At 68.4% G+C, this 21,823-nt stretch carries 20 protein-coding genes; 9 read left to right on the forward strand and 11 right to left on the reverse strand.

The window, feature by feature from the left end:
- Positions 1-170 precede the first annotated feature (170 nt).
- Together ftsY and QM597_RS04580 are read left to right on the forward strand one after the other, a co-directional pair.
- Complete coding sequence (ftsY, locus tag QM597_RS04575; protein ID WP_415003693.1) at positions 171-1,262, forward strand: signal recognition particle-docking protein FtsY; 1,092 nt, start codon at positions 171-173, stop codon at positions 1,260-1,262.
- A 41-nt stretch (positions 1,263-1,303) separates the two neighbouring features.
- Positions 1,304-2,599, forward strand: coding sequence for a M20/M25/M40 family metallo-hydrolase (locus QM597_RS04580; RefSeq protein WP_415003694.1), 1,296 nt, complete (start codon positions 1,304-1,306; stop codon positions 2,597-2,599).
- Positions 2,600-2,765: 166 nt separating this feature from the next.
- On the opposite strand, the gene QM597_RS04585 is transcribed toward QM597_RS04580, so the two are convergent.
- Positions 2,766-3,701 carry an aldo/keto reductase gene (locus QM597_RS04585; RefSeq protein ID WP_415003695.1) on the reverse strand — a complete coding sequence of 312 codons (936 nt, stop codon included), beginning with the start codon at positions 3,699-3,701 and terminating at the stop codon, positions 2,766-2,768.
- Between the two features lie 50 nt (positions 3,702-3,751).
- On the opposite strand from QM597_RS04585, the gene QM597_RS04590 reads away from it, so the two are divergent.
- Positions 3,752-4,591, forward strand: coding sequence for an undecaprenyl-diphosphate phosphatase (locus QM597_RS04590; RefSeq protein ID WP_415003696.1), 840 nt, complete (start codon positions 3,752-3,754; stop codon positions 4,589-4,591).
- Positions 4,592-4,782: 191 nt separating this feature from the next.
- Here the strand turns inward: QM597_RS04590 and corA are convergent, their stop codons facing one another.
- Positions 4,783-5,739, reverse strand: coding sequence for a magnesium/cobalt transporter CorA (gene corA / locus QM597_RS04595; protein WP_415003724.1), 957 nt, complete (start codon positions 5,737-5,739; stop codon positions 4,783-4,785).
- 75 nt (positions 5,740-5,814) lie between these two features.
- On the opposite strand from corA, the gene mshC reads away from it, so the two are divergent.
- Entirely contained in the window at positions 5,815-7,038 is a 1,224-nt protein-coding gene (gene mshC, locus QM597_RS04600) for a cysteine--1-D-myo-inosityl 2-amino-2-deoxy-alpha-D-glucopyranoside ligase (RefSeq protein WP_415003697.1), read from the forward strand.
- A gap of 38 nt (positions 7,039-7,076) precedes the next feature.
- Here mshC and lexA read toward each other — a convergent pair whose 3' ends face one another.
- Both lexA and QM597_RS04610 read right to left on the reverse strand, forming a co-directional pair.
- Positions 7,077-7,808 carry a transcriptional repressor LexA gene (gene lexA / locus QM597_RS04605; RefSeq protein WP_415003698.1) on the reverse strand — a complete coding sequence of 244 codons (732 nt, stop codon included), beginning with the start codon at positions 7,806-7,808 and terminating at the stop codon, positions 7,077-7,079.
- Positions 7,809-7,855: 47 nt separating this feature from the next.
- Entirely contained in the window at positions 7,856-8,704 is an 849-nt protein-coding gene (locus QM597_RS04610) for a YihY/virulence factor BrkB family protein (protein ID WP_415003699.1), read from the reverse strand.
- Between the two features lie 376 nt (positions 8,705-9,080).
- Here QM597_RS04610 and QM597_RS04615 point away from each other — a divergent pair, with 376 nt between their 5' ends.
- The 3 genes from QM597_RS04615 (at position 9,081) to QM597_RS04625 (ending at position 13,187) form a co-directional block, all read left to right on the forward strand.
- The gene (locus QM597_RS04615; protein WP_415003700.1) at positions 9,081-9,500 is read left to right on the forward strand and encodes a LysM peptidoglycan-binding domain-containing protein; all 420 of its coding nucleotides are present in this window, start codon (positions 9,081-9,083) and stop codon (positions 9,498-9,500) included.
- Between the two features lie 276 nt (positions 9,501-9,776).
- Positions 9,777-10,268 carry a transcriptional regulator NrdR gene (nrdR, locus tag QM597_RS04620; RefSeq protein ID WP_415003701.1) on the forward strand — a complete coding sequence of 164 codons (492 nt, stop codon included), beginning with the start codon at positions 9,777-9,779 and terminating at the stop codon, positions 10,266-10,268.
- A gap of 63 nt (positions 10,269-10,331) precedes the next feature.
- Positions 10,332-13,187, forward strand: coding sequence for a vitamin B12-dependent ribonucleotide reductase (locus QM597_RS04625; RefSeq protein WP_415003702.1), 2,856 nt, complete (start codon positions 10,332-10,334; stop codon positions 13,185-13,187).
- 113 nt (positions 13,188-13,300) lie between these two features.
- On the opposite strand, the gene QM597_RS04630 is transcribed toward QM597_RS04625, so the two are convergent.
- The 4 genes from QM597_RS04630 to QM597_RS04645 all read right to left on the reverse strand — a co-directional run bounded on the left by QM597_RS04630 (position 13,301) and on the right by QM597_RS04645 (position 18,451).
- Entirely contained in the window at positions 13,301-14,422 is a 1,122-nt protein-coding gene (locus QM597_RS04630; protein WP_415003703.1) for an alpha/beta fold hydrolase, read from the reverse strand.
- A 72-nt stretch (positions 14,423-14,494) separates the two neighbouring features.
- Entirely contained in the window at positions 14,495-15,232 is a 738-nt protein-coding gene (locus QM597_RS04635; RefSeq protein WP_415003704.1) for a lipase family alpha/beta hydrolase, read from the reverse strand.
- A 181-nt stretch (positions 15,233-15,413) separates the two neighbouring features.
- Positions 15,414-18,011 carry a DEAD/DEAH box helicase gene (locus QM597_RS04640; protein ID WP_415003705.1) on the reverse strand — a complete coding sequence of 866 codons (2,598 nt, stop codon included), beginning with the start codon at positions 18,009-18,011 and terminating at the stop codon, positions 15,414-15,416.
- Between the two features lie 53 nt (positions 18,012-18,064).
- A complete protein-coding gene (locus QM597_RS04645) occupies positions 18,065-18,451 on the reverse strand; it encodes a thioredoxin family protein (protein ID WP_415003706.1) in 387 nt (128 codons plus the stop codon).
- A 156-nt stretch (positions 18,452-18,607) separates the two neighbouring features.
- Between QM597_RS04645 and QM597_RS04650 the strand changes: the two genes are divergently transcribed.
- Positions 18,608-18,781 (forward strand): hypothetical protein, encoded by a 174-nt coding sequence (locus QM597_RS04650; RefSeq protein WP_415003707.1) that lies wholly within the window; start codon positions 18,608-18,610, stop codon positions 18,779-18,781.
- 249 nt (positions 18,782-19,030) lie between these two features.
- On the opposite strand, the gene QM597_RS04655 is transcribed toward QM597_RS04650, so the two are convergent.
- The 3 genes from QM597_RS04655 to QM597_RS04665 all read right to left on the reverse strand — a co-directional run bounded on the left by QM597_RS04655 (position 19,031) and on the right by QM597_RS04665 (position 20,806).
- Positions 19,031-19,234, reverse strand: coding sequence for a cold-shock protein (locus QM597_RS04655; protein WP_415003708.1), 204 nt, complete (start codon positions 19,232-19,234; stop codon positions 19,031-19,033).
- Positions 19,235-19,459: 225 nt separating this feature from the next.
- Positions 19,460-20,269, reverse strand: coding sequence for an exodeoxyribonuclease III (locus QM597_RS04660; protein ID WP_415003709.1), 810 nt, complete (start codon positions 20,267-20,269; stop codon positions 19,460-19,462).
- Between the two features lie 75 nt (positions 20,270-20,344).
- A complete protein-coding gene (locus QM597_RS04665; RefSeq protein WP_415003710.1) occupies positions 20,345-20,806 on the reverse strand; it encodes an RDD family protein in 462 nt (153 codons plus the stop codon).
- 337 nt (positions 20,807-21,143) lie between these two features.
- Between QM597_RS04665 and QM597_RS04670 the strand changes: the two genes are divergently transcribed.
- The gene (locus QM597_RS04670) at positions 21,144-21,797 is read left to right on the forward strand and encodes a hypothetical protein (RefSeq protein WP_415003711.1); all 654 of its coding nucleotides are present in this window, start codon (positions 21,144-21,146) and stop codon (positions 21,795-21,797) included.
- The last annotated feature ends 26 nt before the right edge of the window (positions 21,798-21,823 follow it).

The raw sequence follows: 21,823 nt of genomic DNA on the forward strand, positions 1-21,823 counted from the left end.
ATCCTCGCGCTCACCACCGTCATCTGGCACAACGACCGCATCGGAGCACCCGTCCTACGCTCCCTGACCCCCTACGACCACTAAAACCACAGACCAGACCCCGACCCCGCATCAATCATCTAGGGTGCGTGCTTGGCAGTACTCGTGCAGTGACGCTCTAGGCTGGGGCCGTGACGATTCAGTTGTTGGTCATCGTGATCTTGTCGGTGGTCGTGGTCGGGGCTGCGGGGGTAACGGTCGCTCTGCGCCGCAGCAAGCAGTTGCCCTCGGCCGAACGCGAGGCGCTGCCTCCCGCAGAGGTGCCCTCCGAGGAGGAGGCCGCCCCTGCGGAGGAACGGCCCGAGGCGCCGGCCGGCCGGTTGGTCCGGTTGCGTTCGCGCCTGGCGCGATCCAACTCCGCCTTCGGCAAGGGCCTGCTGGCGATCCTGGGCCGCGCCACCCTCGACCAGGCCGCCTGGGACGAGCTGGAAGAGACGCTGCTGGCCGCTGACGTGGGCGTTGGGCCGACCACCGAACTGGTCGACCGGCTCCGCACGCGGCTCCAGGTCGAAGGCTCCACCGACCTCACGCGGGCGCGCGAGATCCTGCGCGAGGAGCTTGTCGCGCTCGTGGACCCGTCGCTGCCGCGGTCGCTGCGTAGCGAAGGCGAGGCCGGCCAGCCGGGCGTCGTCCTCGTGGTCGGGGTCAACGGCACCGGCAAGACCACCACCGTCGGCCGCCTGGCGCGCGTCCTGGTCGCCGAGGACAAGACCGTCGTCCTCGGCGCAGCCGACACCTTCCGTGCCGCCGCCGCCGACCAGTTGCAGACCTGGGGTGAGCGCGTCGGTGCTCCGGTCGTGCGCGGGCCGGAGGGCGGCGACCCGGCCAGCGTCGGCTTCGACACGGTCAAGACCGGCCTGGAATCCGGTGCCGACGTCGTCGTCATCGACACCGCAGGCCGCCTGCACACCAAAGCCGGGCTGATGGACGAACTCGGCAAGGTCAAGCGGGTCGTCGAGAAGCAGGCACCGGTGACCGAGGTGCTGCTCGTCATCGACGCGACCACCGGCCAGAACGGCCTGACCCAGGCGCGCGTGTTCGGCGAGGTCGTCGACGTCACGGGACTCGTCTTGACCAAGCTCGACGGCACGGCCAAGGGCGGCATCGTCATCGCCGTCCAGCGCGAGCTGGGCGTGCCGGTCAAGTTCGTCGGTCTCGGCGAGGGACCCGACGATCTGGCGCCCTTCGACGCCGAGGAGTTCGTCGACGCGCTGCTGGCCTGAACGCGCCCCGGGCGGGCCGGCCCGGCACGTACGATCAAGACATGACGGCCACGGCGATCAGCGAGGTGGCGGCGATCTGCCGCGACCTGATCCGTATCGACACCTCCAACTACGGCGACGGCTCCGGACCCGGTGAGCGCGCCGCCGCCGAGCACGTCGCCGCGCTGCTCGACGAGGTGGGGATCGACTCCGAGATCGTCGAGTCCGAGCGCGGACGCGCCAGCGTGATCGCCCGCTGGGGCAACCCCGATTCCTCGCGGCCCGGCCTCCTCGTCCACGGCCACCTCGACGTCGTGCCGGCGCAGGCCGCCGACTGGCGGGTCGACCCCTTCGCCGCGGAGGTCGTCGACGGCTACATCATCGGGCGCGGCGCGGTCGACATGAAGGACTTCGACGCGATCGTGCTGGCGGTCGTGCGGGAGCGGCAGCGGGCCGGGTGCCTGCCGGACCGGCCGATCACGCTGGTCTTCACCGCCGACGAGGAGGCCGGCGGCGTGCTCGGGGCGCACTGGCTCGCCGAGCACCGCCCGGACGTCTTCGAGGGCTGCACTGAGGCCATCGGCGAGGTGGGCGGCTTCTCCACCGAGGTCGGCGGCCGACGGCTGTACCTGATCGAGACCGGCGAGAAGGGCATCGCCTGGCTGCGGCTGACGGCCACGGGCACGGCCGGGCACGGCTCGATGAAGGCACCCGATAACGCCCTCGTGCACCTGTCGCGGGCGCTGGTGGCGCTCGGCGAGCACACCTGGCCTGCCGAGCCGGGGCCGTCGATGCAGGTGCTTCTGTCGAAGGTCCGTGAGCTGACCGGGGACGCGAGCACCGACCCCGACGCCCTGCTGGAGCACTTCGGCCCGGCGGCGCGCATGCTGACCGCAGGGGTCCGCAACTCCACCAATCCGACGATGCTGCAGGCCGGGTACAAGCACAACGTCATTCCGGGCGAGGCCGTCGCGTATGTCGACGGGCGGTACCTGCCGGGGCACGGAGACGATTTCGTTCCCGCAGTGCAGCGCATCGTCGGGGAGAAGGTCCGGGTCGAGCCGTACATCACCGATATCGCCCTGGAATACCCGTTCGCCGGGGACCTGGTGGATGCGATGACGGTGGCGCTGCACAAGCACGACCCGCAGGCCCATATCGCGCCGTTCGTCATGTCCGGGGGCACCGACGCGAAGGCGTGGAGCAAGCACGGCATCACCTCCTACGGCTTCGCCCCGCTGCGGCTGCCGGCTGACCTGGACTTCACGGCGCTGTTCCACGGGGTCGACGAGCGGGTGCCGATCGATGCGCTGGAGTTCGGCTGCCGCGTCCTCGACGACTTCCTCGACCTCGCCTGAGACTGAGGAGGCGTTCGGATAGGTGAGTATCCGGTCATTGAGGTGCGAGCTTGCGAGCCTCGAAATGACCTACCACCAACGAACCGCTGACAGGCCCCTTCGCCCTTCGAGGCTCGTCGCAAGCTCCCCGCACCTCAGGGACCGAGGTCCGCCTACTGGCACCCTCTTACGGTAGGTCGTGGGAGACGTCGTCGAGCGCCATCGTGATCTCCGGCGGGATGTCGATCTGCTCGGTCAGCAGCAACTCGGCCAACTGGACCGGCGTGCGCGGGCCGATGATCGCCGACGACAACCCGTGCCGGTCGCGGACCCACGCCAGTGCGACCTGAGCCGGGGAGTGGCCGAGGCCGTCGGCCGCACGGACGACGGCCTCGACGATGCCGGCGCGCGAGGGCTGCAGGTAGTCGGCCAGCCAGCGCGCCCAGCCCTCGTCGGCGCCGCGGGAGTCGGCCGGGGTGCCGGTGCGGTACTTGCCGGTCAACACCCCGCGTCCGAGCGGGGACCAGGCGAGCAGGCCCAGGCCGAGATAGTCCAGCGCCTCGACGAGATGCGCCTCTGGGGTGCGGCACAGCAGCGAATATTCGACCTGCGTGCTGACCAGGTGCGGGACTTGCGCCTGAGCCAGAGCGGTCTGCCACGGCGAGTAGTTCGACACCCCGACGTAGCGCACCCGGCCGGAGGTCACCGCATGGTCGAGTGCGGACAGCGTCTCCTCCAGCGGCACCGTTTCGTCCCAGCGGTGGACCTGCCACAGGTCGAGGTGATCGGTGTGCAGTTCGCGCAGGGACTTGTCGAGCTGGCCGAGCATCGCGCCGCGCGAGGCGTCGATGCGGCTCTCCCCGGCGTGCAGCGCGACGCCGCACTTGCCGGCGAGCAGCACCTCTTCGCGCGCGCCACGGTCGGCCAGCAGCGTCCCCAGCAGCGCCTCGGCCCGGCCTTCGCCGTAGACCGGAGCGGTGTCGATGAGCGTTCCCCCGGCCTCGCGGAAGGTGTCGAACAGGTCGGCAGCGGTCTCCTCGTCGACCTGCGAACCCCACGTCATCGTGCCGAGGGCGAGGCGGGACACCCGCAGGCCGGAACGGCCGACACGACGCAACTGCATGCCGACAGGCTAGTCAGGTCGGTGAAGGCCGGGTCGGTAGGCTCGCGGACGTGGATTTTCTGCGCTCGATCGTGCTCGGTCTCCTGCAGGGGCTGACGGAGTTCCTGCCCATCTCCAGCAGCGCCCATCTGGCGATCTTCCCGAAGTTCTTCGGCTGGCAGGATCCGGGTGCGGCCTACACGGCCGTCGTGCAGATCGGCACCGAACTGGCCGTCGTGCTGTACTTCTGGCGCGACATCTGGGCCATCGGTTCGGGCTGGGTGCGCGGGCTGTTCTCCGCCGAGGCGCGGCGCGCGCCCGAATGGCGCATGGGCTGGTTCGTCATCATCGGCTCGCTGCCCATCGTGCTCATCGGCCTGGCCCTCGAAGACCTGATCGACAGCGAGTTCCGCAACCTGTGGGTCATCGGGACGACGTTGATCGTCTTGGGCATCGTGCTGGGCATCGCCGAGCGGGTGGGTCGCAACGCGCGCCCCATCGAGGACCTCACCTGGGGTCACGCGGTGCTGCTGGGCCTGGCGCAGGCTGCGGCGGTCGTGCCGGGCGTGTCCCGGTCCGGTGCCACGATCAGCATGGGCCTGTTCCTGGGCTACGAGCGCGCGGCGGCCACGCGGTACGCCTTCTTGCTGGCGATCCCGGCGGTGGTCGGCGCGGGCGTCTACAAGCTCAAGGACATCCCCGGCGGCGACAACGCCTACGGCTGGGGGCCGACCCTGGTGGGCACGGTGGTCGCCTTCGCCGTGGGCATGGCGGTCATCCACTGGCTGCTCAAGTACGTCAGCACCCGCTCGTACGCGCCGTTCGTGGTCTACCGGATCGCCCTGGGCGCGCTGGTGCTGATCCTGCTCGGCGCGAGTGCCATGACCGCCGACATCGCCATTGCCGGCTGAGTCAGGCATTCGGTGAGTGGCCGGTAGCGGAGGCGGTCCCTGAGGTGCGAGGAGTTTGCGACGAGAGCCTCGAAGGGACGTTGCGGTGGCTCATTTCGAGGCTCGGCCGCAGGTGGCCTCGCACCTCAATGAGCGGGTAGCCACCGGTCCCTGAGGTGCGAGCGAGGAACGAGCGAGCCTCGAAGGGGGTCTCACAGCCAGCCGGAGCGCTTGAAGCGGCGGTAGACGTACAAACACAGCCCGCCCATGAATGCCAGAGACAGCGGGTAGCCGTACGTCCAGTCCAGCTCGGGCATGTGCTCGAAGTTCATGCCGTAGATCCCGGCGATGGCCGTCGGGATGGCGAAGATCGTCGCGCCTGCGGTGAGTTTGCGCATGTCCTCGTTCTGCTGGACGCTCAACTGCGCCAGATGCGCGGTCAGCGCGTTGTCGAGCAGATGGTCGACGGTGTCGATGGCCTCGGCCGCGCGCCCGAGATGGTCGGAGATGTCGCGGAAGTAGAGCCGGACCTCGGCCGGCTCGGCGGTGGCGGCGAAACGCGCGACCGGTTCGCGCAGTGGGGCGACCGCGCGACGGAACTCCAATGCCTCTCGCTTGAGCCGGTAGATCCGGGTCGAATCGCTCGTGCGTTCCGGGGAGAAGACCGAGGTCTCGACCTCCTGTACGTCGATCTCCAACTCGACGGCGACCTCCTCGTAGTGATCCACGATGGCATCGACCACTACGTACAGGGCGGCCGTCGGCCCGTGCGCCAGCGTGTCGATCATGCCCTCGGCCCGACGGCGAGCACCGGCCAGTGACGGCCCGCCGCGGCGCACGGTCAGTAGATAGTGGTCGCCGAGGTACAGGTTGATCTCGTGCGTCGTGATGTCGTCGTCGCGGTAGGAGACCATGCGCATCGACACGACGAGATGATCGCGGTACCGCTCGATCTTCGGGCGCTGATGGGACTCCAGGGCGTCCTCGATGGCCAGGGGATGTAGCCCCAGCACGCCGCCGATGCGGGTGATCTCGTCGGTGCTCGGGTGGTTGACCCCGATCCAGAGGAAGTCGTCGGTACCGAGTCCGGCGAGTGCCTGCTGAAGTTCCCCGGTCGTGCGACCCGATTCTTCGCGGCGGCCGTCGCGGTAGACGGCGCAGTCGATCATCACCTGCACATCGTGCCACTGTGATGCGCTTCGGGCGTCGCATCGGTGCTGACGCCGGGCCGATAGTCTCGACCCATGCGCAGTTGGTCGAGCCCCGAGGTTCCCGCCCTCGCCGATCGTGGTTTCGAGCCGGGACCCGCGCCGGTGGTCTTCGATACGGCCATCGGCTCCGGGCGCGTCGTCCAGGGTGAGGGCGAGGCGCGCTTGTACGTCTGCGGGATCACCCCCTACGACGCCACCCATCTGGGTCACGCGGCCACCTACCTGACCTTCGACCTGCTGCAGCGCCTGTGGCTCGACCAGGGGCGCAGCGTGACCTACACCCAGAACGTCACTGATGTCGACGACCCGTTGCTGGAGCGGGCCGAGGCGACCGGCGTGGATTGGGTCGAGTTGGCCGAGCGCGAGACCCAGCTGTTCCGTGACGACATGACGGCCTTGCGCATGTTGGCCCCGCGTCACTACGTCGGCGCGGTGGAGTCCATCGGCATGGTCGTCGATCTCGTGGGCCGCCTGGAGCGCGCCGGTGCCGTCTACGCCGTCGACGATGACCTGTACTTCGACGTTCACGCCGACCCCGGCTTCGGAGCGGTTTCCGGCTGGGATGCCGCGACCATGCGGAGCGTCTTCGCCGAGCGCGGTGGGGACCCCGAGCGGCCGGGCAAGCGTCATCCGCTGGACTGCCTGCTGTGGCAGGCCGAACGTCCCGGCGAGCCGGCGTGGGACACGCGGCTGGGCCGGGGCCGGCCAGGCTGGCACATCGAGTGCGCGGCCATCGCGCTGGAACACCTCGGCAGCGACTTCGACATTCAGGGAGGCGGGTCGGACCTGGTCTTCCCGCACCACGAGATGTCGGCCTCGGAGGCGGTCGTGGCGACCGGGCAGCCGTTCGCCCGCAGCTACGTCCACGCGGGCATGGTCGCCTTGGACGGGGAGAAGATGAGCAAGTCGAAGGGCAATCTCGTCCTCGTCTCCGCGCTGCGCCGGGCCGGGCACGACCCGATGGCGATCCGGCTGGCCCTACTGGCTCACCACTACCGCAGCGACTGGGAGTGGTTCGACGCCGACATGGACGCCGCTGAGGAGCGACTGGGCACCTGGCGTGCGGCGTCCGGGCGTGCGGCGGCCGCTCCGGCCGCTCCGGTGGTCGCCGGACTGCGTGCGGCCCTGAACGGCGACCTGAACGCCCCCGCAGCCCTGGCCGTCATCGACAGGTGGGCCGCCGCCGACGGTAACGACCCTGAGGCACCCGCCGTGGTCCGTATGGCGGTCGACGCCCTCCTCGGTATCGCGCTCTGACGCCGCGCACCTCCGCCAGCGGGGCTACCTGCGGCCCCTCAGAGTCGGCGCAGGACGGCGGTGACCTTGCCGAGAATGGTCGCGTGCGTGCCGTCGATGGGGGAGTAGTTCTCGTTGGCCGGCAGCAGCCAGACCTCGCCGTCCTTGCGGCGGAAGGTCTTGACCGTGGCCTCGCCGTCGAGCATTGCCGCGACGATCTCGCCGTTCTCGGCGACGGGCTGCTGGCGGATCACCACATAGTCGCCGTCGCAGATGGCCGCGTCGATCATCGAGTCGCCGCGCACCTCCAGCAGGAACAGGGTGCCGTCGCCGACGAGTGAGGTGGGCAGCGGGAAGACCTCTTCCACGCGCTCCTCGGCGAGGATCGGACCGCCGGCCGCGATGCGGCCGACGACGGGGACGTAAGTCGCGGTCGGCATGGCGTCACCCAGGCCGGTCTCGTCCAGGGCGCTCTCGGTCGCCGAGCTGACCGGGCGGGCCGGCTCTCCGCTGGGCAGGAAGATTTCCATGGCTCGCGGACGGAAGGGGTCGCGCCGGATGAAGCCCATCTTCTCGAGCTGCTTGAGTTGATGCGACACCGACGACGTGCTGTGCAAGCCCACCGCAGCCCCGACCTCGCGCATGCTGGGCGGATAGCCGCGGCTGGCGACCTCGTCGCGCAGGAACTCCAGCACCCGGCGTTGGCGGTGGGTCAGCCCGCTGGCATCCGGCGGCCCGTCGGGCAGTTCGGTGACGTTTGAAGTGTCGCTGGCGGACTCGTCGCTGCTCATGGCCTCACGGTAGAACACGGCGGCGACAAATCCAAACATCTGTTCGACTAGGGCGTGTCCTCGGCCGAGGCGGGCCGGTCGCCCTGGCGGACGGCCTCGTAGGCCGCGCCGAGCAGGAGCGCGAAGAAGCCCGCCCACAGCCACAGCAGGAGCACGACGACCCCGGCGAGAGCGCCGTAGGTCTTGCCGTAACTGCCGAAGTTGTCGACGTAGAGCGAGAATCCGATCGAGGCGACCAGCCAGGCCACGGCCGCACCCACGACGCCCGGCGAGGTCAGCTGCGGGCGGTGCTGGCCGGCCGAGCCATCGGGAGCGCTGCGGATCACCAGGCCGAAGCCCAGCACGATGGCGGCCGCCAGCAGGGCGAAGCGGGCGACGTCGAGCAGGGCGCGTGTCCCCGGCACGTCGATCCAGTGGTCCAGCAGGGGCGGGGCGACGGCCGCCAGCGTGACGGTGACGACCAGGAAGCCGACCGCACCGACGGTCAGGCCGATGGCGAGGGCCTTCTGGCGCAGGAAGTTGCGCGTCTGGCGGTGCCCGAGCATGGCGTTGATCGCGGTGACCAGGTTGGCCATGCCGCCGCTGGCGCTGTACAGGGCCACGACGACTGCGGTGGCAAAGCCCAGGCTCAGCGAGCCGGAGGAGGTCGCGGCGAGTGATTCGAGCTGGCCGGTGATGATCGAGGCGGCGTCGGCCGGCAGCGCGTCGGCGAGGCTGTCGGACTGGCGCGCCAGGGTTCCGGGGCTGACGATGAGTCCGTAGGTCATCAGCCCGGCGATCATCGCGGGGAACAGGGAGAGGAAGACGTAGAACGCGACCCCGGCGGCCAGGAGGGAAGCGTTGCGCTCGGAGGCGAGCTTCCAAGCGGTGGCGAGGCGGCGGGCTGTGGCGGGCATGGTTCGACTGTAGAGGCTCCGCGACGAGGGCGGCTGGCCGTCCCTGTTCGCCTTCCCGGTCGCTGGGGTGCCGAGGCGAAGGAGTGGTCTCGAGGGGACTTCCTGCGGTCGGCAGCCCTACCGCGAGGCATTTCGCTGTGTATGTGCGCTAGATCACGTTGTCGATGTTCGTGCAGGTCAGAGGGGTACGGGTGGGCGATTCGCAAATTTGTTCGACGTAGGGCTTCATTTTTGTCCGCCCCTCGGCGTATGGTCGTTCACGTGTTCGATAGAACGCCCGTTCGGATTCCTCCCGATCGAATGACATCCCTCGGCTGGCGCGAGCGGGCGGGCGTCCTATCGGCACCCACTGACTCACGTCCCCTTGGAGGCAGCCATGAGCATCGTCCACCACCACGTTCGTCCGGTGTTCGAGATCCCCGTGCGAGCGGCGGCACCGCGTCATCTGACGGCGGTGCCACGCGAGCGCGTCGTTCTCGCGTCTTCGCCTCGCCCGGCTCTGCGTTTGACCCGCCGGGGTCGCGCGGTGCTGATGCTCGCGGCGCTGTTGGTCATCGGTGCCCTGATGATCGCCTTCGGCTCCGGCTCGGCCGCCACGGGGCAGGCCGGCACCATCACCGGAACGACGACCATCACCGTGCAGCCCGGGCAGACCCTGTGGTCCATCGCGGGCGAGGCCCATCCGGATGGCGACATCCGCGACACGATGTACGACATCGTCAAGCTCAATTCCCTGGTCGACGGTGAGCCGCTGCGCATGGGCACCCGCCTGGCCGTCCCGGTCTACGCCGACTGAGGTCCGCGCATGGGGCCGCTGAGTGAGGGTTTCGCCGGTAGGCCCGGTGGTTCGCGGCCTCCGGCGGTTTTTGTCAGGGGCGCACGAGAAGGTACTTGCATGACCGGCGTCACTTGCGTACCGTGGCACTACATCTGGGACTTACACGACTGTAGTTCTCCACATCTAGTTGCACAACGCGATGGGGATTTCCCACAGTTTCGGGATGGTTATCCCCATGTTCTCCCCGGATGCGTCCCCAATCGTCCCCGTTCCGCCCGTGTGAGGAGGCCCGCGATGCATTGTCCGTTCTGCCGCCACACCGATACGCGGGTGATCGACAGCCGAGTCGCCGACGAAGGTGCCTCGATCCGTCGGCGCCGGGTGTGCTCGGCCTGTGAGAAGCGCTTCACGACTATCGAGCAGATGCAGCTCATGGTGGTCAAGCGCTCCGGTGCGACCGAGCCGTTCGTCCGCGACAAGGCGGTCGCGGGCGTACGCAAGGCCTGCAAAGGACGGCCGGTCTCCGACGACGACCTGGCGCGGCTGGGCCAGCGAGTCGAGGGCACCTTGCGCGAGGCCGGCTGCGCCGAGGTGCCCGCCCACGAAGTCGGCCTCGCGGTGCTCGAACCCCTCAAGGAACTCGACGAGGTCGCTTACCTGCGGTTTGCGAGCGTCTACAAGGCCTTCGATTCGGCCGACGACTTCGCCGCCGAGATCGCCGCTCTCATGTCCCGCTCGGCCGACGGCGAACTCGCCGCAGACCAGCAGCCCGCCGTCACACCCTGATCCGTTCGCGGGCTGCGGCCCGACCCAAGTATCACCACCTCATCTCATCTCAGGAGCATTCCCATGACAGACATCGTCAGCGACGGGTCGGCCGCCGACGCCAGCGTGCGCGAGTTCGGCCAGCGCACGCAGGTGCCGGGGGGCCTGGCGATCGAACGCGTCTACACCACCGAGGGGGTCCACCCGTACGACGAGGTCACCTGGGAGCGCCGTGACGTGGTGCAGACCAATTGGAAGACCGGCGAGAACGTTTTCGAGCAGCGCGGCGTCGAGTTCCCCGACTTCTGGAGCGTCAACGCCTCAACCATCGTCACGACCAAGTACTTCCGCGGCGCGGTCGGCACCGACCAGCGTGAGTCAAGCCTGCGCCAGCTGCTCGACCGCGTCGTGCTGACGTACGTCAGGGCAGGCAAGGAGCACGGCTACTTCGCCACCGCCACGGACGCCGAGGTTTTCGAGCACGAGTTGACTTACATGCTCCTGCACCAGATCTTCAGCTTCAACAGCCCCGTCTGGTTCAACGTGGGCACCTCCAGCCCGCAGCAGGTCAGCGCCTGCTTCATCTTGTCCGTCGACGACTCGATGGACTCGATCCTCAACTGGTACCGGGAAGAGGGCCTGATCTTCAAGGGCGGATCCGGTGCGGGCCTGAACCTCTCGCGCATCCGTTCGTCCAAGGAGCTGCTGCGCTCCTCCGGTGGCACGGCCTCCGGCCCGGTGTCGTTCATGCGCGGGGCCGATGCCTCGGCCGGCACCATCAAGTCCGGTGGCGCGACGCGCCGCGCGGCCAAGATGGTTGTGCTCGATGTCGATCACCCCGACATCGTCGAGTTCGTCGAGACCAAGGAGAAGGAAGAGGAGAAGATCCGCGTTCTGCGTGACGCGGGTTTCGACATGGACCTCGGTGGTGCTGACATCGTGAGCGTCCAGTACCAGAACGCCAACAACTCCGTCCGCGTGAGCGACGAGTTCATGCGGGCCGTGGAGGAGAAGAGCGGCTTCGGGCTGCGCGCCCGCACCACGGGCGAGGTCATCGAGGAGATCGACGCGGTCGACCTGTGGGACAAGATGGCCAAGGCCGCCTGGGCCTGCGCCGATCCGGGCATTCAGTACGACTCGACCATCAACGACTGGCACACGACGCCGGAGGCGGGGCGTATCACGGCTTCCAATCCGTGCAGCGAGTACATGCACCTGGACAACTCCAGTTGCAATCTGGCGAGCCTGAACCTGCTGAAGTTCCTTGAGTCAGATGGTTCGTTTGCGGTCCAGAAGTTTGTCAAGAGCGTCGAACTCATCATCACCGCGATGGACATCAGCATCTGCTTCGCCGACTTCCCGACCGAGCCGATCGCCGAGACCACGCGGGCCTACCGCCAACTCGGCATCGGATATGCCAACCTCGGCGCACTGCTGATGGCCTCGGGCCTGGCCTACGACTCCGACGGCGGCCGGGCGCTGGCCGCGTCGATCACGTCACTGATGACCGGTACGTCCTACCGGCGCAGTGCCGAACTGGCCGGCATTGTCGGCCCGTACGACGGCTACGCGCAGAACGCCGCGCCGCACACGCGGGTCATGCGCAAGCACCTGGCTGCCAATGATGACATCCGCACGCTGCACGCGATGGACATCGCGGTCCAGCGCGAGGCCACCCGCCAGTGGGCCGACAACCTCAAGCTCGGTGAGCGCAACGGCTGGCGCAACGCTCAGGCGTCGGTGCTCGCCCCCACCGGCACCATCGGTTTCATGATGGATTGCGACACCACCGGTATCGAGCCGGATTTCTCGTTGGTCAAGTTCAAGAAGCTCGTCGGCGGCGGGTCGATGCAGGTCGTCAACCAGACGGTCCCGGTCGCGCTCAAGAAGCTCGGTTACGCCGGCGAGACCATCGAGGCGATTGTCGAGTACATCGCCGAGCACGGTCACGTCATCGACGCGCCAGGCCTCAAGCCCGAGCACTACGAGGTCTTCGACTGCGCGGTCGGCGAGCGGGCCATCAAGCCGATGGGTCACGTGCGCATGATGGCGGCGGCCCAGCCGTTCCTGTCCGGCGCGATCTCCAAGACCGTCAACATGCCGGAGTCCTCGACGGTCGAAGAGATCGCCGACGTGTACTTCCAGGGCTGGAAGCTGGGCCTGAAGGCGCTTGCGGTCTACCGTGACAACTGCAAGGTCGGCCAACCGCTCTCGGACGCGAAGGCCAAGAAGAACGACACCAAGGCCGCCGAGGCCGCAGTCAAGACGGTCGTCGTCGAGAAGCCGATCCGTCGTCGCCTGCCGAAGTCGCGTGCCGCGATCACCACCAGCTTCAGCGTCGGCGGTGCCGAGGGGTACATGACCTCCGGCGCGCACGAGAACGGTGAGCTGGGCGAGATCTTCCTCAAGCTCGGCAAGCAAGGGTCGACGCTGGCGGGCGTCATGGACGCCTTCAGCATCGCGGTGTCCATCGGTCTGCAGTACGGGGTGCCGTTGGAGACCTTCGTGTCGAAGTTCACCAACCTCAAGTTCGAGCCGGCGGGTCTGACCGATGACTCCGACATCCGCATGGCGCAGTCGATCATGGACTACGTCTTCCGCCGCCTGTCGCTGGACTATCTGGACTTCGACAAGCGTTCGGCACTGGGTATCTACTCGGCCGAAGAGCGTCAGCGCTACCTCGACACCGGTTCGCACCAGCCGACCACACCGATCAGTGACGGTACGACGGCTGCGGAGTTGGTGGAGTCCGAGCCGGTCGAGAAGGGTGCCCCGGTCGAGGAGGTGCCGCCCGTGGCCCGCACTTCGGCTGAGTTGCTGGAGGTCATCACCGGCTCGGAGGTCGACTCGCCTTTGTGCATGACCTGCGGCACCAAGATGCGGCCTGCCGGCTCCTGCCACGTTTGCGAAGGCTGCGGCTCCACCAGCGGCTGCAGTTGAGTCCCGAGCCTGACGCCGGGGCGGGGCACCGGCAGGTGCCCGCCCCGGTCGGGAGCAGTCGTCACGCTTGAGAGGTGAATGAAGGGGGCTAAGAGATTCCGCAGTCAGGCGGCCTATTGGCGCGGGTTCTTCGCGCTGGGTCGGGGCTTGCGGTCGTGGGCGGCCATGAAATCGCGCAGGTAGACCCAGGTCGTCTCCGGGGCCTTGGTGCCGGTGAGTACGCCCAAGTGGCCGCCCGGCGCGAGCGGCAGGCGCACGTCGGGGGAGTTCGGCAGCAAGCTCCCGACATGGTGGGCGGCTTTCGGCGGCACGAGCACGTCGGACTCGCCGGCGACGTTCATGACCGGCACCGTCACATCGGCGAGATCGACCACGCGGTTCGGTCCCTGGACCCGGCCGGTCGAGACCTCGTTGCGCAGTGCCATGCGCTGATATACCTGCAGCGTCGCCCGTCCCGGATAGGCGAGCATGTTGTTCATCACGTGATCGACCGCCTGGATCTGGGCGAGGAATTCGCGGTCGTTGCGTCGGCTCCACAGCGTGCGCGGCTTCTTGAGGTAGGTGGGCAGCGCGGTCGACTTGAAGCCGATGCTGACCAGCGGTGCCGGAATCGACCCCGCCGTCTTGAGCGCCGTGCCGACGACCCGGCCGCCGGTCAGCTTCGCCACGCCGCGCACCGGTTTGAGCAGCGGATGATCGGACAGGTCGAAGGGGCTGGCGATCATGCCGACACTGCGGATCGGTAGGTCGGAATGCACTGCGGTCGTACCGAGGGACAGCAGTCCGCCCATGCACCATCCGACCAGGTGGACGTCACGCCCGCTCGCGTCCTCGGAGACCGCGCGAACGGCCGGAGGAAGCACGTCGTTGATGAAGTGCTCGATGCCCAACTTGCGGTCCTCGCCCTTGAGCGGCCCGTAGTCCACGAGGTAGGTCGGCCGGCCGTGGTTGACCAGGTCCTCGGCCAGTGACAGGCCTCGCCGCAGATCGAAACAGGCCGCCTGGGAGCCGAGCGGCGGTACGAGCAGCACCGGCAGGCCCTTGGCCCGCACCCCTTCGACGCGGTGATACCGGTGCAGCTCGCGCGTGCGGCCGGTGTCGATGACGTCCGACGGGGTGCGAGTTCGGTCGGCGATATTGCCCCGCACGAGGAAGTCCCACAGGTTGACGACCGCGTCGCGCTGGTCCTTCCACGACAACAGGGATGACTGGCTTGCGTCGTCGGTCTCGGTCACGGATTCGCCTCCTGAACAGCGGGCCTGAGTGTGAGGTACATCATGCCCGATGCGTTCTGGAACGTCAGTCGGTCAGCCCGCAACGACCTCCTCGGCGAGCGCGTTGTGCTCGGCGAGCGTCTCGGCGAGGACGCGCAGTACGCCGAGATCGAAGCCCATGCCGAGATGGGTCGCGTCGACCTGCACGTTGCGAGCCATCGGTCCTTCGTCTTCCTCACGGACCCGGCACGACCAGCCCGACAGGACGCCGTCGCGCGGGGAGTAGAGGGCGGTCGTGGGCTGGCTCAGCGGCTGGGCGAAACGCTCGACGCCTTCGGGAGTCAGGTCCTCGGCCATCGACGGGCGCAGCAGCCGCAGCCACCAGACGATCCAGCCGGTGCCCTTGCGGTTTCGGATCGGGGTGCCCATGGTGATGACGTCGCGGACGCACTCGGGCCGGCGGCGGGCGATCTCGCGGGCGTAGGCACCGCCGAGGCTCCAGCCGAGGACGGTGATCGGACCGTCGGCAGCGAGGCGTTCGACGTGGGCTTCGAGCCGGGCCTCGCCGCTGGGGGTGATGCCCATGTTCCAGCCGAGTTCCCAGCCGGCGGTGCGGTAGCCGAGGCTGTCGAGGAAATGCCGCATCGGCCAGGTGGAGTGATCGGTCGCGGTCAGGCCCGGCAGGACGAGGATCATGTGGCCGTCGCCGCGCGGGCACTCACGGGCCAGATCGCCGAGGCCGGCGGCCAGCTTGGCGAACTGCACCGGCAGGCCGGCGATCTCGCAGGCCAGGCCCAGCGGTCCGGGACGCAGCAATGACAACACGGACATGGGGACCTCGGTTCGCTGGGAGAGTGACGGCCCGGCGAGTTTAGGACACTTTTGGTGTTTCGGGGCAAAAAATGGACCGCCCGACGGGGAAGAGTGGCGTCAGTCCCTGCGGGCGGCATATTGAGTTTAGCCTTCCCTAACTCGTATGCCAAACGCGCTGCTCACGATGTGGACACGGGTCTCAGCGGCGCAGGTGGACCAGGCGGGTGAGTTCGGCGTCGCTGAGTTCGGTCAGCGCCGCCTCGCCGGCGTTGACGACCGCGTCGGCCAGTGCTCGCTTGCTCGTGATGAGTTCGGCGATGGACTCCTCGATGGTGCCCTCGCTGACGATGCGATGGACGTGGACGGCTTGGGTCTGTCCGATCCGGTGCGCCCGGTCGGTCGCCTGGTCCTCGACCGCCGGATTCCACCAGCGGTCGTAGTGCAGCACGTGGTCGGCACGGGTGAGGTTCAATCCGGTGCCGCCGGCTTTCAGCGACAGCACGAAGGCGTCGAAACCCCCGGCCTGGAAGTCGGCCACCATGTGCTCGCGCTGGCGAACGCCGGTGCTGCCGTGCAGGAAGCGGTGGGAGATGCCGAGGTCGTCCAGATGGGCGGTGAGCAGGTGTCCCATCTGGGTGTATTGCGTGAAGATCAGCGTCGTGCCGCCCTCGTCGGTGATCTCCTCGATGATGTCGTCGAAGACCGCGAGTTTGCCCGAGCGCCCGGTGAGCCGGCTGCCGGTCTCGCGCAGGAAGTGCGCCGGATGATTGCAGATCTGCTTGAGCCGGGTCAGCATCGTCACGACGAGCTGCCGCCGCTTCATGCCCTCGGCCTGTTCGATCTCGGCCATCGTCTCGCGGACGACCGCCTCGTACAGGCCGATCTGTTCGCGGGTCAACGAGGCGCGGTAGTCGGTCTCGATCTTCGGCGGCAACTCCGGGGCGATCCCAGGGTCGCTCTTGCGCCGCCGCAGGACGAACGGGCGGACCAGTTCGGCGAGCCGGTCGGCGCGTTGCGGGTCGCGTCCGGACTCGATGGGCTGCGACCACGAGGCGCGGAACTCTTCGGCCGATCCGAGCAGTCCCGGCGTGGTCCAGTCGAGGATCGACCACAGTTCGCCCAGGTGGTTCTCCACCGGGGTTCCGGTCAGGGCCAGGCAGGCGGACTGCTCGAAGGAGCGCAGCACCCGCGCGGCCTTGGTGCGAGGGTTCTTGACGTTCTGCGCCTCGTCGGCGACGACCAGGTCCCACGTGACGCCGCGCAGGTCGGCCGCCGAACTGACCATGGTCGCGTAGGTGGTGATGACGAAACCGCCGCTCAGCCCCGCGAGCGAGCGCCGCGGCCCGTGGAATCGCCGCACGTCGACGCCCGGCGCGAAGCGGCCGATCTCCCGCTCCCAGTTGCCGATCACCGAGGCGGGGCAGACCACCAGCGTCGGCGCGAGCGGCAGGCCCAGCTCCTCGGCTCGCTCGGCGCGATGGCGCTGCAGGGCGATGAGCATGACGGTTTTGCCCAGGCCCATGTCGTCGGCGAGGCAGCCGCCGAGGCCGAGTTCGGTCAGCTGGCTCATCCAGCGCAGGCCCTGCACCTGGTAGTCGCGCAGGGTTCCGGCGAGGGAGGACGGCTGGATGGTGGCCACCTGGCTGCGGTCGACGGCGGCGAGCCGGCGGCGCACATCGTCGAGCCAGCCCTCGGCGCTGACCTGGGTGCGGCGGCCGTCGACGATCATCTCCCCGGTGACCAGTGCGCGCAGCACTTCCCCGGAGCCGACCTCGCGGCCGGGGGCGTGCAGCGCCCGCTGCAGGCGCGTCCGGTCGACCATGACCCAGGAGTCACGCAGGCGGATCACCGCCCGGTGATCGCGGGCCAGCTGTTCGACCTCGGCCTCGGTGAGCACTTGCTCGCCCATGGCCACCTGCCAGTCGAACCGGAACAGTTGGTGATGGGTGAAGGCTCCGGGGCGGTCGTGGCGCGGTGCCGACCGGTCGTCGGCGCGCAGGACCGCGCGGGTGTCGAGCTGGCGGATCAGCGACTCAGGCCAGCGCACCTCGATGCGGTTGGCCAGGAGCGTTGCGGTGAGCCGGCCGTGCCCCAGGTCGGCCAGCTCGTCGGCGCTGACGGTGATGCCGCCGCGTGCATGGGGTTCGGCCAGCCGCTCGGCCGGTGCCCAGGAGCGGGAGACTCGTTCGAGCATGAGCCGGGTCGGCTCGCGGGCGTCGATGACAATGGGCCGCTCGGGGCCGCTGGTGAGTTCGGAGGCGTCGAAGGGGGAGGCCGCTTGCGCTCGCGGGATGATCCGCAGCCGCACCACTGCGGCCTCGGTGTCGGTGGGCTGGTCGAGGAAGGCGACCTCGAGGGCGAAGGAGAACTGGCTCTCGCGCTGGCGTGCCGGGACCGTGCGCGGCGGAGGCGTCTGAGGGGTGGTGGCGACCGCAGGCGCGTCCACCGCGAGGGCGTCGAGGAAGGCGAAGACGGCGCGCTGTCCGGCTCCGGGGTCGGCTCCGATGTTCTTGCCTGCCGCGCGCAGCTGGTCGATGGCTGAAGCCGGTGGCGCGAGCAGGTGTCCGGTCGTCATCAGGCGCAGCGCGACGATGGCCGGGGTGGCCCAGGCGCGCACGGTCGCATCGGCGTTGACCAGGCGAATGCCCTGGCTGAGCGGCCCGACCGCATCGAAGGCCGAGACGCGCTGCTCGCCGCCGGGAGCCTCGATGACGAAGCGGGAGTCGGCTGGTTCGTCGGCGACCTCGAAGTGGACCGGATGACGCAGCAGCGGCAGTAGGTCGTCGCGGGAGGCCATCAGACCATTGTCGCCCACGCTTGCCGTGGCTGACTGCGGGGTGGCGGTGCCGCTCAGGCCTGCTGCTCCTGATCGGCTCCCTGCCGCTTCTCGGCCGCCTGGCGCTGGACATCGTCCATGTCGAGGCCGCGTACGACCGAGATCAACTGCTCCAGGCCGGCCTGCGGCAGCGCGCCGGCACGGGAGTAGACGAGCACGCCGTCGCGGAAGGCCATGAGCGTCGGCAGCGCCATGACCTGCGCGGCGGCGGCCAGTTGCGGTTCGACCTCGGTGCTGATCTTGGCGAAGGTGATATCGGGATGGCGCTCGCTTGCGGCCTCGTAGACGGGCGCGAACTGCCGGCAGGGTCCGCACCAGGAGGCCCACCAGTCGATCAGGGTGATCCCCTCGCTGCCGATGGCGTCGTCGATCGTGTCGGGGGTCAGCGTCACGGTGCTCATGGCGAGGTCAACCACTGCGCGCGCGACGGCATTCCGCGACCGCCGATGTGGGCCGAGTCACGTCAAGCTACCGACACGTAGGGCTGTGCTGCGAAGCGCATCGGGTTTAGCCTCGTAGTGAAGGCAAGCCCGTGGGACACAGCAAAGGAGTAGGCGATGGACGAGAGCAGTTTCGATTTCGATCAGGCGACCGTGGCGAGCGCCTCGGCTGGATTTCCCGCGCAGCGACGGGCAGCGGGTCAGGCCGAGGAAGTGCCCGCCGACCTGGACCGTCTGGGAACGCCGGGAAGTTTCGGTGAGCACGTGTGGGACGAGAACGGCCACTACTGAGTAGGGGATTCCGCGCCGATAGGAGGAGCCGGTCCCTGAGGTGCGAGGGTGCCCAGCGCCCGAGCCTCGAAGGGACTCACCTGCGGCAGGCTTCGAGGCTCGCTCGTTCCTCGCTCGCACCTCAGCCAGCGGGCCTCTCTGCGGAACCTCTCCACACGACGCAGGTCCGATTTCGGCTCGTAGGCGAAGAACGAGGCCCCTACCGCATCGCGGTAGGGGCCTCGTTCGTCGAACGCGGTGGGACCGGTCTCAGATGACGCGGACGTTCGCGGCCTGGAGGCCCTTGGGACCCTCCTCGACGTCGAACTCGACCTTCTGCTCCTCGTTGAGGGTGCGGAAGCCGGAGCTCTGGATCGCGCTGTAGTGCGCGAAGACATCGGCACCGCCGTCGTCGGGGGCGATGAAGCCGAAGCCCTTGTCGGCGTTGAACCACTTGACGGTTCCGGTGGCCATGTTATTTCTCCTTCAGCGAAAACCGGGCGGCACTTCCACCCAGAGCCGCAGTTCTCACGCTCCACCGAACCGACCGAAAGGACAAACCCGAGATCGTGGCCAAACACTCAAACCTTGCAACTGGGCAGTCAGCCTAGTAGACACGGGGAGCCTCGGCCACCCGACGGGTGAAGTAGCGGGTGAACTTCGTGTGAAATCCGTCGCGTCGTCGCGCAAGGGCCTCGTTCAGAGGTCGTAATCGACCACGAGGGGGGCATGATCGGACCACCGTTCGGCCCAGCTCTCGGCCCGGTCGACGACGGCGCTCACTGCGGACTCGCCGAGGTCGGGCGTCGCCATCTGGTAGTCGATGCGCCACCCGGTGTCGTTGTCGAAGGCTTGTCCGCGCATCGACCACCAGGTGTACGGACCGTCGACATCCCCGGCGAGCCGGCGTGCGACGTCGACCCAGCCCAGCTCGCCGAAGAAGCGGTCGAAATAAGCCCGCTCTTCGGGCAGGAAGCCGGCCTTCTTGACGTTGCCCTTGGCGTTACGGATGTCGCGCGGCGTGTGGGCGACGTTGAGGTCGCCGGTGACGACCGCGTGCGCGCCGCTGTCGCGCAACTCGCCGAGGCGCACGATCATGTCGTCGAGGAACTGGTACTTCAGGTCCTGCTTAGGGGTGCCGACACCGCCGGTGTGGACATAGGCCGAGACGACGGTGAGCGAGCCGCCGGCATGGGGGAGGTCGGCCTCGATCCAGCGCCCGGACTCGTCGCTGGGGCCGCCCAGTCCGATCCGGATCGCGGCCGGTTCCAGCCGGCTCAGCACGGCCACGCCCGCACGGCCCTTGTCGGCGGCTTCGGCGTGGGCCACGTGATAGCCGGTGCCGGCCAGCATCTCGTGTACTAGGGCGTCGGGCGCGCGCACCTCCTGCAGCGTGACGATGTCGCAGTCGCGCTCGGCGAGGAACTCGGCCAGGCCCGTGCTCTGGCCGCGGTTCTTGTTCCAGGCGGCACGGATGCCGTTGACGTTGACGGTGGCGAGTCGGATCACGCCGATCAGCCTACGGACGGACGAATGCCGGTCACGGGAGGCCCCGTGACCGGCATTCGCGCCGCGCGGCGGTGCTCAGTTGCCGAGGATGAGGCCCTTCGGGTCGACCTTCGGCGCCACGACGACGGCGTGGGTGAGGATCTTGTCGGCGAAGGTCTCCTTCTTGGCGTCCCACAGCGGGAAGAGGAAGCCGATGTAGCAGGGGAGCGCGTCGAGCAGGTGTACGAAGTAGCGCGCGATCGCCATGCCGGTGCCGACCGGCTGGCCGGTCTTGCCGTCGACGAGCTTGATACCGATGACGGCCTTACCGACGGTGTAGCCGGTGGTCCCCTGCTTGACGCCGTAATTGAAGATGATCCAGGCGAAGCCGGCCAGGAAGGTCAGCGGCGTGAACAGGTACGTGCCGGCGATGCCGTCGAGGATGATGCCGACGAGGTAGACCACGACGAACGGTGCCATATCGATCAGGTAGGCCAAGAAGCGCTGAACCCACTCGGCGGGCTGGCCGGTGGCGGCGGGAGGCGGGAAGTTGCTCATGTGTGTGTTCCTTCGAACGACGTGCGGGGTTGGGATGAGGCACAGCATAGTGACCGATTGCCCCGTTGTGCGGTCCTCTTTGGGAAGCGCTGATTTATTCGGGTTGCGTGCTGTTGGCCGGTCCCTGAGGTGCGAGCTTGCGAGCCTCGAAGGGACTCCAACCGCAACTCATTTCGAGGCTCCGCTCGTTCCTCGCTCCGCACCTCAACGAGCGGCACCGACCTATAAATCAGCGGATCCTTTGGTCCGGTGTGGCGGGCATTCCTGACATGAGCGCCGCAGGCGGGTAGGGTCGTGGCGCGAAGTCTCTTCATCAGTCAAGAAATCAGGTGTCGTTGTGGATCTCTCCAAGATCAATCCGCTGAATCTCGGCGCGCTCGGTGCGGGTGTGCTCACCTTCATCCTGTCGCTGATCCCGGCCTTCTACCGTGTCTCCTTCGACGGCGATGACGATTACGGCATTCCGGGTGCCTCCGATGGCATCAACGCCTGGCACGAGGTGGGCGTCTTCGCGATGCTCGTCTTCCTGCTTGCCGTGGCCGTCGTCGCGGTCAAGGTTTTCGCCGCCCAGGTGGTACCGGCCAACATCCCGCTGAACCTCATCGCTGCGGCCCTCGGCGGCCTGGCGCTGTTGCTGCTGCTCATCTATGCGTTCACCGTGGGCGATGACGTGCCCGACTACCTCGATGATTCGGTCAGTGCCGGACTGTTCATCACCGGTTACCTGCAGATCCTGACCACCATCGCGTTCGTCGCGCTGGCCGCGCTCGGGTTCAAGGACTCCGGCGAGAAGTTGCCCGACTTCAACACCGGTGCCCAACAGCCCCCGGCCGCGCCGTGGACCCCTCCGGCGACTCCCCAGGCCCAGGCTCCGGTCGCTCCGCCCGCTGCGCCTCCGGTGACGCCCCCGGCTCCGCCCGCTGCTTCGTCGGCCCCGGAGCCGCCGGCCCCGCCGGCCGATCCTGCGCCGCCGGCCCCGCCCGCGCCGTGAGCTTGCCGATCAGGTAGCAATCCGCC

The sequence above is a fragment of the Aeromicrobium sp. genome, from assembly GCF_047607065.1.
GTDB lineage: Bacteria > Actinomycetota > Actinomycetes > Propionibacteriales > Nocardioidaceae > Aeromicrobium.